An 11,454-nucleotide genomic window follows, 5' to 3' on the forward strand; every position below is an offset into this window, starting at 1 on the left:
TTAGAAATCAATAAATCGACATATGGTTACGATGTATCATTTCCAACGAACGTGCTTCACCTAATACTTGGTAAACCTTGTCAGAAGCCAGACCTTTGACAATTTCAGCAGAACGAGAACTGAAATTTACTCGCCCAACCGCAACTCGATGACCATGTTGGTCGACACACTCAACCACATCACCACGCTCAAAATGCCCTTCAACCGCTTTTACACCAACAGGCAATAAACTACGGTGATTTTCTTTAATGGCTTTAACAGCACCATCATCTAGCACCAAACGCCCTGCTGTTTGTAAATGCGCAGCAAGCCACTGTTGATGAGCTGTTAGGCGATCATCATCGGTGATAAACAGTGTACCCAGTAATTCACCCGCCATTAAACGCGCCAATACATGGTCACTCTCACCACTTGCGATCAGCGTTGGACAGCCTGACTTCGCTGCCAAACGAGCAGCACGAACTTTGGTCAACATACCACCACGACCAAACTTACCGCCACCGCCAGCCATATCAAATAAAGTTTCATCCATTGCGCGAACGGTATGGAACAATTTTGCATTGGGATTGGAACGAGGGTCTGAATCAAACATACCTTGCTGATCAGTCAAAATAATCAGTAAATCTGCATGCACTTGACCCGCAACCATAGCAGCAAGCGTGTCATTGTCACCAAAACGAATTTCGTCGGTGGATACCGTATCATTTTCATTAATGACAGGAATTACCTTCCAATCAATTAGATTCTGCAAGGCATCACATGAGTTTAAGTAACGGCGACGATCTGCAAGATCATCGTGTGTTAACAAGACTTGTGCTGTTTGAATCGAATGTTTCTCTAATACACTTGACCAAGTATGGATTAAGCCCATTTGCCCAATGGCAGCACAAGCTTGTAGACTGGGTAGATCGGTGGGTCGATTCTCTAGCTTCATGCGAACCATCCCTTCAGCCACAGCACCAGAAGACACCAGAATAATCTCATGTCCGGCATTGTGTAGATCTGCAATTTGTTTCGCCCAATGCGAAATTGCATCCAAATCTAAACCTTGCCCATTTGCTGTGAGTAAAGATGATCCGATTTTAACAACGATACGTTTTAAAGCCTTGAGCTGACGTTGCCCATCTACTACTTCTATCATCTTATCCTCGGTCTTTCTTTTCTAAGCGGATACCCGAATATTTGGATATCTTTAGAAATTAGCGTACGTAGTACACTTCCATTTCGCCATCGTCACCATCGTCGTCTTCATCATCATCACCCAAAATACCAGCAAGACGTTGTTGACGGCGCATTTCACGATAAGCTTCTTTTGCAGCAATCGTTTGTTCACGTGTTTCAGCTTCAAGCTGATCACGGAATGCTTTCATTTTCGCTGCATACTCTGGATCTTCTTCTTCCAACTCACGTTGTTGTTCGATTTGATCCATGAGGTAATACACAACAGGTTTTGTTCCCTCTTCAAGCAAGCCTGAAGTTTTAAATACAGGACCATCCCATTGTAATTCTTCAAGAATATGATTACACCATTCTTCTTGAGTATCATCATTTAATTGATCAAGTTTGTTTAAAACAAGCACAATCGGTAATTGAGCCAAAGTTGGCGAGAATTTTTTCAATTCTTCCATAATGGCTTTGGCATTGTATGCCGGGTCTGAACCATCAATCGGTTGCACATCAACAATATGCAAAAGAATACGCGTTCGCGCCAAATGTTTAAGGAAACGAATACCGAGACCCGCACCTTCAGCAGCGCCTTCAATCAGCCCAGGAATATCCGCCATTACAAATGAACGATGACGATCCGCATCAACCACACCTAAGTTGGGAACCATCGTGGTAAATGGGTAATCCGCTACTTTAGGTTTTGCTGCGGAAACAGCACGAATAAAGGTTGATTTACCTGCATTCGGCATCCCCAATAAACCGACATCAGCGAGAACTTTAAGCTCAAGGCGAATCTCACGATACTCACCTTTGATCCCATGTGTACATTTACGTGGAGAACGGTTGGTCGATGATTTAAAATGGGTATTGCCCAAACCACCATCACCACCGTGTGCAACTAAAACTTTTTGACCATCTTCAACAAGGTCACCAATAATATCGCCAGACTCTGTATCTACAATGGTGGTTCCCACAGGAACTTTCAGAACAACTGATTCACCACCACGACCAGCACAGTTTGCGCCAGCACCGTTTTTACCACGTTCAGCGCGAAATTTACGGGTATAACGATAATCGACTAAGGTACTGGTATCGTCGTCAGCTTGAATATATACGCTGCCACCACGACCACCATCCCCACCATCTGGACCACCAAATGGTACAAATTTTTCACGGCGAAAACTGGCTACGCCATTGCCACCGTCGCCAGCCTCTACGGTAATGACTGCTTCATCAACAAAGCGCATGCTGCCAATCCTCTAAAATCTTTAAAACCGCATATTCTGCCATATTTTGAAAAATTTCTCGAATAGTATTATTCAACTGAGCATGAATTTTGTTAAACATTTTTTATAATTCATCCAATAAAACTGCCTTTGCTGATATTTTGATTGTTTTTCAGTCAGATATTTTTTTATAATAGACAAGCTAAAAAATGTCTATGTCTCACTATCAAAAAAACATAGGTGTAAATTTATAAATTTACTTTTTTTAAATCAATACTTTTTATTTTGATCAAATGTTTGATCTAAAGGATGCTCTATATTGTCTATTGTCCAAATCAGTGCTGCGCTTGGACCCGCAGAATGTGAACTTGCAGTTAAATACACTTTGCAAGAAATGCAAAAAGAAGCTCAAAAGCAAAAAATTCAATTCGAAGTGATAGAAAGTAATACTACTCCGCACGGCTATTCATCCGTGATCTGTAATATTAATGACAGCCACCAAAATTGGCTCAACTCTTGGTTAGGAACCATTCAATGGACGTTTCAAAGTCCAATTCGTCCACATCACAAACGTAAAAATTGGTTTGTTGGCATTAGCCAATTTCAAAGCCCTACGCAACTTCCTGCGGATGATACGATTATTTTCCAAGCCTGTCGGGCATCTGGTGCTGGCGGGCAACATGTCAACACCACTGACTCCGCTATTCATGCAACCCATACTGCCACAGGAATCAGCGTTAAAGTTATGTCTGAACGCAGTCAACATGCCAATAAGCGTTTAGCAAAAGAGTTAATTGCACTCAAATTACAACAACAGATAGAGAGCCAACAAGCCCATCAGAAACACGCTCAACATTTACAACACACGTTGATTGAGCGAGGTAATGCAGTAAAAAGCTTTAAAAGATAAATCAGATATACGCATGTTGTCGTTAAATCTGAGTAGCGTGAATGTCTAACATCAGTTTGAATTTAAATTTTATAAGAAATGAAGGATGCTTCAACACAGACATTAAAAAAGGAAGCCTCAGCTTCCTTTAATACTTTCATTGAATACTTTTAAAAACTCAAGCATGTACTTCAGTTTTTTCCTCAAGCATCTTACGATCAACTTCTTCAGGATTGTTCAAAGCATCATTGAGTTTTTCAACATCAAGCTTACCCACCCATTTTGCAACGACGATGGTTGCCAGAGAGTTACCCACCAAGTTAGTCAATGCACGTGCTTCAGACATGAAACGGTCAATACCTAAAATCAAAGCCAAACCAGCGACTGGGATATTGCCTACAGCAGCCAAAGTTGCTGCCATTACAATAAAGCCTGAACCAGTTACACCTGCTGCACCCTTTGATGAAATTAACAAGACCGCAAGCAAGGTAATTTCATGCCAAATATCCAGTTGAGTATTGGTTGCTTGTGCAATAAAGATTGCCGCCATAGTCAAATAAATAGAGGTACCATCAAGGTTAAATGAATAACCTGTTGGAATGACCAAGCCAACCACAGACTTTTCACAGCCAGCAATTTCAAGCTTTTTCAGCATACGTGGTAATACAGATTCTGAAGACGATGTACCCAATACAATCAATAACTCTTCACGAATCATACGGATCATTTTTAAAATACTAAATCCGCAGAAACGACTGATCGAACCTAAAATAATGAAAATGAACAACAAACAGGTGATATAGAAACAAAGAATTAGCTGTGCAAGTTGCGCTAAGCTACCAATGCCATACTTACCGATGGTAAATGCCATCGCACCAAAGGCACCGATTGGCGCAAGTTTCATAATCATATTCACGATGTTAAAGAACACATGCGAAATTTGATCAATCAATCTTAGAACAGGTTTACCTGCATCTCCTAACTTATGTAAAGCAAAGCCAAACAGTAATGCAAATAAAAGAACTTGTAGAATTTCGCCTTCAGCAAATGCACCGACAACCGTATTAGGAATAATGTGCATAAAGAAATCAACGGTGGATTGTGATGCACCCGATTCCACATATTTGCTGATACCCGAAGTATCCAATGTAGCAGGATCAATATTCATCCCTACACCAGGTTTAGCAATATTGATCACCACCAAACCAATGATTAAGGCAATCGTGGACACAATCTCAAAATACAACAGCGCAATACCACCCGTCTTACCGACCGATTTCATGCTTTCCATACCAGCAATACCACTGACCACGGTACAGAAAATCACAGGTGCGATAATCATTTTAATGAGCTTAATAAAAGCATCACCTAAGGGTTTAAGTTGCTCACCCAAACCTGGAATATTCTTTTCAACACCATTGATCAATTGTGTACCACTTGGGAAGTAGTGACCGACGATCACACCCAAAATAATGGCAACAATCACTTGAAAATAGAGTGATTTATACAGCGGTTTCTTAGCCATGATAATTACTTCTTTCTATATTTCTGTTCGAAGAAATATCCAATATTAATGCGACCATTTGCTGACACAGGCAAAAATCCTGATGAAAACATCAAGAAAATAGATTTTTAGAAAATAAAAATCCGTTCAGAAAACAGCCGTTTTCCAAAACAAAGACAACAAATGACGATGTTTAAGATTTACTCTGTATTGCCCATATGCAAATCAGAATAAATGTAGAACAGGAGATGAAAAATAAAACACTATTCAAGCTTATTTTAATTAATTTTTGAGCATCAATCTCTATGTAAATGTGAATTTTGGCTAACATCTGTCCATTTTTTGCTTAGACCTTAGTCTAATACCACTTGGATCTATACCCTTTCAATTCATTTATGGCATAGTGTACTGCACTGTTTCTTCGGCTTATGACTGCATCCATATGAATACCAAACGCAATCTTTATAAAGACTTTGAACATCCTTTTGCGCAGTTTGTGCGAATCATTGGTAAAGGAAAAAATGGTGCACGATCATTAACTTATGATGAAGCTTATCAAGCTTTTTCGATGATTTTAAAAAATGAAGTGCTTGATGTACAACTAGGTGCATTCTTGATGCTACTTCGTGTAAAAGAAGAATCTGTAGATGAACTCACTGGCTTTGTCCAAGCGACCAAAGACCAATTGAACTTCCAAGCACTTTCTGTGGATTTAGACTGGTCATCTTATGCAGGGAAACGCAAACATTATCCATGGTTTTTGCTGGCAGCTCTGACACTGGCTAAACACGGTTATAAGATCGTCATGCACGGCGCTGCTGGGCATACCATGAATCGTGTTTATACCGAACAAGTTTTAGCGTATTTAGGATTTCCAATTTGCCAAAATGAAACTGAAGTCAAACAACAGTTAGAGACTCAAAATTTTGCTTATTTGCCTTTGGATGTAATCTCGCCAATTTTAGCAGATTTGATCAATCTCAGAAATGTCATGGGATTACGCTCTCCAATACATACTCTTGCTCGCCTGATTAACCCGTTCAATGCCAAAGCCACCATGCAAGCTATTTTTCACCCTGCTTATCGTAGCTCGCATCAACAGGCAGCTTTTCAACTGGGTTATCAAAATAGCGCAGTGATTAAAGGTGAAGGTGGCGAGTTTGAGCGAAACCCTGACGCGAAAACGCTGATTTGTGGTATCCAAGATGGTGAACTCTATGAATATGAATTACCAAAATTAACGGATAATCGTAGTCCAATAGAAGAACAACTGGATCTGTCTGTGTTTAAAGCTGTCTGGGAAGGTCAACAAACACATGACTATGGCGAGATTGCCGTTACCGAAACGATGGGGATTGCTTTATATACCATGGGTATTGTAAATAACTACCCTGAAGCCATGAGTAAAGCTCAACATCTTTGGAACACACGTTTCTAAATTGAAGTTTCTACTAAAGCGTGATGATCAATGATCACGCTTTTGTATAAAATAAAAATCAGACCAAAAAGGATAACTTTTCCCTGAAGAATGAATATTGAGGAGTTGCAACTGATCACCGATTTGGATCACGTTTTTATTCTGTATATGTGGTCCAGATAAATATGCATCTTTTTGCTGACCAATCAGCTTTGAACAATATAAATGGTGCGTTTTTATTTTTTTTGAAGAGTCAGCTGTATAAGCATTATCAATTTTTATACCAATTAATAGCATCGGATAACCATCATTTTTAATTGATGTATATTGTGTGACTGGCGTTTGGAAATTTTGACTTGCAATCACAGTCACATCTAATAAGCATTGAATAGGACTTGCGCCACTTGTTCGTTCAGCGAATGAGCTGGTGGAAATTGCAGAGATGAAGATTAGACTGAGATGAACAAGCTTTATTGTTTTGAGCAGCTGTAGCACTTTAACCTCTATATTTTTAAGAATTTTTATCTTCCTGAATATCTTTGTCGCCTTTTTACATATTTCTGATTTTTAACGTATAGACCGTTTTATACCATCATCATTGTAGCAGCTTAAATATTATTGTTTTTTTATTGAGTATTTGAACCATAAAGTAAGGCTACTTTACGGTTCAAATGTTTTTTACACAGTTAGATAAAACGAATTGGTTTAAATTCTGGTTCAGGAACATGTGAGTCACACTCCTCACCCTCTTCTTTATGACCTTTATCAATATAACCCGTACGTTCTTTTTCAGGAACATTTTGATGTTCCCAAGCGATTACCGCTTGCATACAAGTTTGACGCTGCTCAGCAGTCAGTGCCACACCATTTGGCCATTTCCCAATTTCTACTGCTGTTTTTAATCGTTCAACGATATCAGCATCTAAAATAGAAAGCATCTGTTCAATATTCATGGTCAATCCCGCTGAAAAGAATCAAAATCTTGATTCCAACCAAGTTTAGTACGACAAGCCATATAGAAGTCATAACCTGGCGGATGTAAAAGTATTAGTTTGAATGGATGTTTGCGAATATGCAAACTATCGCCAACATTTAATGAAACACTGTGTTGTCCATCGGCACTCACCATCGGCAATACACGGTTTTCACGGATCAGTATCTTAATTTCACTCTGCCCACCCACAACGATTGGGCGCGAAGACAAGGTATGTGGATGCATCGGAACCAAAGCAATCGCATCCATACTTGGATGGAGAATCGGTCCCCCACCCGATAATGCATATGCTGTCGAACCTGTGGGCGTAGACACAATTAAACCATCACTGTGCTGACGATAAACATATTGCCCATCAATATTCAGTTCGAAATCGATCATATGTACAGACTTACCTGAATGTAGCACCACATCATTCAAAGCAATTGCATCGTAAATCGTTTCATTTTTACTGCGAATTTCAATTTCAAGTAAGAAACGGCGATCAAGTTGAAATTCACCTTTTAAGACTTGGTCGAGCTTAAAAATCACTTCAGTTGGTTTAATATCCGTTAAAAAGCCCAGTCGACCACGGTTGACACCTAATACGGGAATATTATATTTCACCAATGCACGTGCTGCATGTAATAAGGAGCCATCGCCACCAACAACAATGACTAAATCTACAACCTCACCGAGTAAATTCTTACTGACAGTTTGAGTATTGGTATAGGGAACAAGTTCTGCTGTTGCGGTGTCAAAAACGGGATGTAAACCTAAACTCAATAAATGATCGTGTATAAGGCAAAGCGTATCAACCACAGAAGATTTATCTGGTCTTCCAATCAAACCAATGTTACGAAAGGTCTTTGGTGAAATCTGCACAGGTGCTTTAGCTCCACTGAAATTCTGAGATATCATAGCACTTTCAGAATATGTTTATAAAATCATTCATCAACGAAAAATAACAAGAATACCCAAAAAGGCTTTAAATTTGTGTATTTCACAGATTTATTATTGCAAATTTAAGAAAAGCTTCGCATGATTAGCGAAAATAAATTGGGTTTTATTATCTGTATATGAAGAACGAACGTGGTATAGGCTTGATTGCACTGATTTTTTGTGTATTGGTCATTGCAGCATTTTTTGCATTTAGTATCTACTTAATTCGACTCGACAATGTTATTCGGGACAAGTTCGAAGGAAACCGCTGGGACATTCCTGCGAAAGTATTTGCGCGACCATTAGAAATATATGCAACTGCGCCTATTGCACAAACAGAATTTGAACAAGAGCTTAAACTGTTGGGTTATAAAAACAGTGACAGTTATACCAAGTCTGGAACATATATCAGCCAACCCAATTCTGTCTATGTTCATACACGAGGCTTCGACTTTGGCGATAGTGTTGACCCAGAACAAGTTTTACAAGTGACTTTTGCAGGAGATACTGTTTCTGATGTTAAAGCCACTAAGCCAACCAATACTGGAATTGCACGTTTAGAACCGATGTTGATTGGTGGAATCTATCCGCAACATAATGAAGACCGTGTGCTGATTAAACTTAACAAGGTTCCAAAACCTTTGATCGAAGCATTAATTGCAACCGAAGATCGTAACTTTTATCGTCATCACGGGATATCTTTCCGTGGTACCGCACGTGCGCTGGTCAGTAACGTAACAGGCGGAAAGCGTCAAGGTGGTTCAACACTCACTCAACAATTGGTGAAGAACTTTTTCTTAACCCCTGAAAAAACCTTGAAACGTAAAGTCAATGAAGCACTCATGTCTCTTTTATTAGAGCTTCATTATAGTAAAGATGAAATTCTTGAAGCCTATTTAAATGAAGTAAACTTGGGGCAAAGCGGGAATTATTCAGTCAATGGTTATGGTTTAGCTTCACAGTTCTATTTTGGATTACCACTCAGTGAACTAAATATTTCACAGCAAGCTTATTTAGTTGGTTTGGTACAAGGACCTACCCTGTTTAATCCTTGGAAAAATCCTGAAGGGGCAAAAAAGCGTCGAGATATTGTCTTGAACAATATGTTGGTGATGGGCTACTTAGATCAAGCACAATATGAAAAAGAAATTTCGCGTCCATTGAATGTTGTACGTAAACCAACGCTAGGAACCGCGAAGTTCCCAGACTTTCTCGATATTGTACGTCGTCAACTTAAAACAGAGTATCAAGAGTCTGACCTAACCAATCAAGGTTTAAGAATTTTTACAACGCTTGACCCAATTGCACAAACCAAAGTTCAAAATAGCTTTAGAGATACTGTGACTCGATTAGCCAATGCCAATCCATCACGTTTAAAAGACTTACAGGGTGCTGTTTTAGTCACGCGCCCTGAGAATGGTGAATTGATTGCTGCTGTAGGTTCTACACAAGACTTTACTGGTTTTAACCGTACAGTTGATGCCAAGCGTCAAGTAGGTTCTTTGCTCAAACCTGTAATCTATTTAAGTGCTTTGGAGTCAGGGCGATACAATTGGGCGTCTCAAATCGAAGATGCGCCGATTAGTTTACCTGTCAATGGCAACCAATCGTGGACACCGAAAAACTATAGTGGCTCTGGTCATGGTTATGTTCCTTTAGCACAAGCACTTGCTAACTCATATAACCTGTCAGCTGTTCGTCTGGGTAATGAATTTGGTATCTCAACATTTAGCAATAATCTGACTAAATTTGGCGTGACCTCTAAAATCCCGAATTATCCATCGATTTTCCTCGGTGCAGTTGATATGTCACCGATGGAAGTAATGAGTATTTATGGCAACTTTGCAACGGGTGGATTTAAATATCCTACCAAAGCTATTCGTACTGTGGTTGATTCAAATGGTCGTCTTCTAGAGCGTTTCGGCTTAAACGTTCAGCAAACCATAGATCCTTCTGCTGCATTCTTATTGAACTATGGTTTACAGCAAGTCATGTCATCGGGTACAGGTAAAGCGGCTTACAATAGCTTACCAGCTGATCTTAAACTTGCGGGTAAATCAGGGACAACCAATGATACTCGTGATTCATGGTTCGCAGGATACTCGGGTAACAACTTAGCTGTCGTGTGGCTCGGATTAGACAATAATAAAATCACTGGGTTGACAGGTTCATCAGGCGCATTGCCTGTCTGGATTAATGTGATGAAACAGTTACGTCAAAAACCTGTGAATTTGCGACAAACAGATGATATTGCATGGCAATGGATTGATTCACGTACTGGCGAATTGTCTGCCCAAGGCTGTGAAGGTGCAATGTATATTCCACTATTACGTCATACTGTGCCAAATCGTGCGACTGAATGCGGTATGCCACATTACCAAGTGGACCCACAATACGTACCCGATACACAACAAAACGCTTCGCAAACACAGTCTGGTGATAGTATTGACAACTACATTCGTGAGAGTGAAGACAGTATGGAACAGGACTCAAGAGGTCGTATGATTTCAAGTGGGAGTTACAACAACTAAATCCTCTCACTTTGTAGGTAAAGATGGAATGGCTTTTTGAATAGGAATGAATGATGAATCGTAATGTGACCAAGACCACTTATCTAATAAGTTTAATGGGAATATTGGCTTTAGCTGGTTGTCAAACAACACCACAACACACCAAGCCACCAACAAAACCTGTCGAAAAGCCAGATACATCACAGCAAAAAAATAATGTTCCAACGCCTGATGGTGTAAAGATTACACCTTATGAGCGACCTGAAATCAAACGTGAAAAAGTCCCTACTGTCATCGTGCCTCAACAAAAAGCCCAAACTCAAAAATTTGAGGATGGGCAAAATATTCCCGCCTTTAAGCAATTGATGCAACAAGCCCAAACTGCTTATCAAAAACAACAATGGGATGAAGCAGAACGCTTTGCCTTACATGCACAACGTTTAGCCCCACAATCCGCAGAAGTTTTTTCTTATTTGGCAAGAATCGCCCAACAAAAAAAGCAATATGCAAACGCTGAGTCCTTAGCACGCCGTGGCTTAAGTTATGCTCAAACAACTGCACAAAAGAAAGTGTTTTGGAATACGATTTTACAGTCAGCACAACAATTGAAAAATCAAAAGACTGTTGCAGAAGCATCTAAGCAACTGCAAAGCCTCTAAGTTCAAAGTTGAAAAGTGTAGTTTATGTGAGTTAGACGCAACTACACCTTTAGCTCATTAAACAAACAATGTTCTTAGCGGAGTCTTGCCTCAAACAGTTGGAGATGAGATTTCCGAGTATCTTATTTCACCAAAAGTTTTATATAAGATTCAGGTTAAAAATAGAA

The 11,454-nt window shown here is 39.7% G+C and carries 10 protein-coding genes; 4 read left to right on the plus strand and 6 right to left on the minus strand.

From position 1 onward, the window contains the following. Positions 1-7: 7 nt before the first annotated feature. Together proB and cgtA are read right to left on the minus strand one after the other, a co-directional pair. Complete coding sequence (gene proB / locus F938_RS05305; RefSeq protein ID WP_004831515.1) at positions 8-1,141, minus strand: glutamate 5-kinase; 1,134 nt, start codon at positions 1,139-1,141, stop codon at positions 8-10. A gap of 58 nt (positions 1,142-1,199) precedes the next feature. Beyond that, positions 1,200-2,414 carry an Obg family GTPase CgtA gene (gene cgtA / locus F938_RS05310; RefSeq protein WP_004831516.1) on the minus strand — a complete coding sequence of 405 codons (1,215 nt, stop codon included), beginning with the start codon at positions 2,412-2,414 and terminating at the stop codon, positions 1,200-1,202. Positions 2,415-2,712: 298 nt separating this feature from the next. On the opposite strand from cgtA, the gene prfH reads away from it, so the two are divergent. Then, entirely contained in the window at positions 2,713-3,303 is a 591-nt protein-coding gene (prfH, locus tag F938_RS05315) for a peptide chain release factor H (RefSeq protein WP_005030055.1), read from the plus strand. Positions 3,304-3,460: 157 nt separating this feature from the next. Here the strand turns inward: prfH and F938_RS05320 are convergent, their stop codons facing one another. After that, positions 3,461-4,807 carry a dicarboxylate/amino acid:cation symporter gene (locus tag F938_RS05320; protein WP_005030057.1) on the minus strand — a complete coding sequence of 449 codons (1,347 nt, stop codon included), beginning with the start codon at positions 4,805-4,807 and terminating at the stop codon, positions 3,461-3,463. A gap of 421 nt (positions 4,808-5,228) precedes the next feature. On the opposite strand from F938_RS05320, the gene F938_RS05325 reads away from it, so the two are divergent. Further along, positions 5,229-6,224, plus strand: coding sequence for a glycosyl transferase family protein (locus F938_RS05325; protein ID WP_005030059.1), 996 nt, complete (start codon positions 5,229-5,231; stop codon positions 6,222-6,224). A 27-nt stretch (positions 6,225-6,251) separates the two neighbouring features. Here F938_RS05325 and F938_RS05330 read toward each other — a convergent pair whose 3' ends face one another. From F938_RS05330 to F938_RS05340, 3 genes are all read right to left on the minus strand, one after another. Next, positions 6,252-6,698, minus strand: coding sequence for a hypothetical protein (locus F938_RS05330; protein WP_005030061.1), 447 nt, complete (start codon positions 6,696-6,698; stop codon positions 6,252-6,254). Positions 6,699-6,889: 191 nt separating this feature from the next. Beyond that, positions 6,890-7,156 carry a YeaC family protein gene (locus tag F938_RS05335; protein ID WP_004831521.1) on the minus strand — a complete coding sequence of 89 codons (267 nt, stop codon included), beginning with the start codon at positions 7,154-7,156 and terminating at the stop codon, positions 6,890-6,892. Positions 7,157-7,158: 2 nt separating this feature from the next. Further along, positions 7,159-8,097, minus strand: coding sequence for an NAD(+) kinase (locus F938_RS05340; RefSeq protein ID WP_004831522.1), 939 nt, complete (start codon positions 8,095-8,097; stop codon positions 7,159-7,161). 158 nt (positions 8,098-8,255) lie between these two features. Between F938_RS05340 and mrcB the strand changes: the two genes are divergently transcribed. Both mrcB and F938_RS05350 read left to right on the plus strand, forming a co-directional pair. Further along, positions 8,256-10,649, plus strand: a complete 2,394-nt coding sequence (gene mrcB, locus F938_RS05345) for a penicillin-binding protein 1B (RefSeq protein WP_004831524.1) — start codon at positions 8,256-8,258, stop codon at positions 10,647-10,649. Between the two features lie 53 nt (positions 10,650-10,702). Continuing rightward, positions 10,703-11,287, plus strand: a complete 585-nt coding sequence (locus F938_RS05350; protein ID WP_004831525.1) for a tetratricopeptide repeat protein — start codon at positions 10,703-10,705, stop codon at positions 11,285-11,287. Positions 11,288-11,454 lie beyond the last annotated feature (167 nt).

This window comes from Acinetobacter bereziniae LMG 1003 = CIP 70.12, assembly GCF_000368925.1.
GTDB classification, from domain to species: Bacteria; Pseudomonadota; Gammaproteobacteria; order Pseudomonadales; family Moraxellaceae; genus Acinetobacter; species Acinetobacter bereziniae.

Bases quoted from the DNA above. Each gene is read 5' to 3' on its own strand.
- proB (WP_004831515.1), bottom strand. From the start codon at position 1,141: ATGATAGAAGTAGTAGATGGGCAACGTCAGCTCAAGGCTTTAAAACGT.
- cgtA (WP_004831516.1), bottom strand. From the start codon at position 2,414: ATGCGCTTTGTTGATGAAGCAGTCATTACCGTAGAGGCTGGCGACGGT.
- F938_RS05320 (WP_005030057.1), bottom strand. From the start codon at position 4,807: ATGGCTAAGAAACCGCTGTATAAATCACTCTATTTTCAAGTGATTGTT.
- F938_RS05325 (WP_005030059.1), top strand. From the start codon at position 5,229: ATGAATACCAAACGCAATCTTTATAAAGACTTTGAACATCCTTTTGCG.
- F938_RS05335 (WP_004831521.1), bottom strand. From the start codon at position 7,156: ATGAATATTGAACAGATGCTTTCTATTTTAGATGCTGATATCGTTGAA.
- F938_RS05340 (WP_004831522.1), bottom strand. From the start codon at position 8,097: ATGATATCTCAGAATTTCAGTGGAGCTAAAGCACCTGTGCAGATTTCA.
- mrcB (WP_004831524.1), top strand. From the start codon at position 8,256: ATGAAGAACGAACGTGGTATAGGCTTGATTGCACTGATTTTTTGTGTA.
- F938_RS05350 (WP_004831525.1), top strand. From the start codon at position 10,703: ATGAATCGTAATGTGACCAAGACCACTTATCTAATAAGTTTAATGGGA.